3 protein-coding genes are annotated in these 1,194 nt (G+C 46.0%); 1 reads left to right on the top strand and 2 read right to left on the bottom strand.

All coding sequences use genetic code 11. The features are described from left to right. Positions 1-346, top strand: a 346-nt coding sequence (locus AC1DUO_RS25205; protein ID WP_477989419.1) for a site-specific integrase, incomplete at its 5' end; no start/stop codon positions are given. A 91-nt stretch (positions 347-437) separates the two neighbouring features. Here AC1DUO_RS25205 and AC1DUO_RS25200 read toward each other — a convergent pair. After that, positions 438-917, bottom strand: coding sequence for a GNAT family N-acetyltransferase (locus AC1DUO_RS25200; RefSeq protein ID WP_354568732.1), 480 nt, complete (start codon positions 915-917; stop codon positions 438-440). Continuing rightward, on the bottom strand, positions 914-1,174 hold the full coding sequence (locus AC1DUO_RS25195; protein ID WP_112198336.1) for a type II toxin-antitoxin system TacA family antitoxin: 261 nt from the start codon (positions 1,172-1,174) through the stop codon (positions 914-916). The genes AC1DUO_RS25200 and AC1DUO_RS25195 overlap by 4 nt, the downstream gene beginning before the upstream one ends. Positions 1,175-1,194 lie beyond the last annotated feature (20 nt).

Below are 1,194 nucleotides of genomic sequence, written 5' to 3'. Positions count from 1 at the left end.
CTTTTGTCCGGTGCACCGCTCTGGGAGTGCAACTCTTTCAGTCACCCGTCCGCTGAGCACGCCTGCGATTGAATCAATTTTCGCACAGGCCTGGCTTACGATTGGAGCAGGTGAACCTATCATTCCAAACAAAGGGCGCTATACGGCCTGGACTGGTCACAGTGCCCGCGTAGGCGCTGCACAGGATATGGCGGGACGTGGCTATGCCGTCGCTCAGATCATGCAGGAAGGGACATGGAAAAAACCTGAAACATTAATGCGTTATATCCGTAATCTTCAGGCGCATGAAGGTGCGATGACCGATATCATGGAAAAAAGCACTCTAGATCATAATAATACAAAATAACAAAAATCATACTTCATCATTATGAAGTATTACTTCATATTTAGTGTTTTTCGATTTCATCACATGCTGCGCTTCATGGTCTTTGGAAACGCTAAAGGCGTAGCATTAATGTCATCGGATTAATTGGCGATGATGTAAAACCGTAGTGTTCATAAAATTGTTTAGCCGGTTTATGAAGTGCATGCACGAGCAATGCTCTGACCCCTGTGTTTTCAACAATTGAGCGAACTCGAAGAACGGCATCCTGTAGCAATGATGAACCTAACTTTACTCCTTGAGTGCGAAGGTCGACCGCCAGTCTTCCCAATACTATGACCGGAATAGGATCAGGCATATTACGCCGAACAGATCCTGCCGCTTCCCTGTGCGACACAGCACCGGCTGCGAGTGCATAATAACCAACAACACTTTTATCGTGAGCCGTGACAACAAAAGTACGACTTGCACCGTTTAAGTGGTTTGTCAGAGCGAGCCGTTTTAACCATTCATCTAACGTTGTTTCCCCACAACCGAAAGCGTCAAGGATATGTGCAGTTGTAAGTGGCTCAGGAGCAGACAATTGTAAACTCATGCCCAAGGCGCTTTAACTGCCATCAGACGTTCCAGACCTTGATTTGCATTTTGAGGTGCGTCAAGCATCGCTGTGAATTCATGAAATTTCTCAGTATCTAACTGGAAAAAAACTTGGTCGAGCAGAATAGCTTGTGCGCGCTCACACGCTACTTCCAACATAAAATCAGATCGGTTTTTACCTAATAGGCTGGCGGCTTGATCTATGAGATCACGTTGTTCCGGCAAAGCACGCAAATTAATCGCAGCGTCACGCATTTTTCATATCTCCTGTATTG

The organism is Rahnella sp. P4_A8 (assembly GCF_056402435.1).
This window is presented reverse-complemented; position numbering and strand designations above follow the sequence as displayed.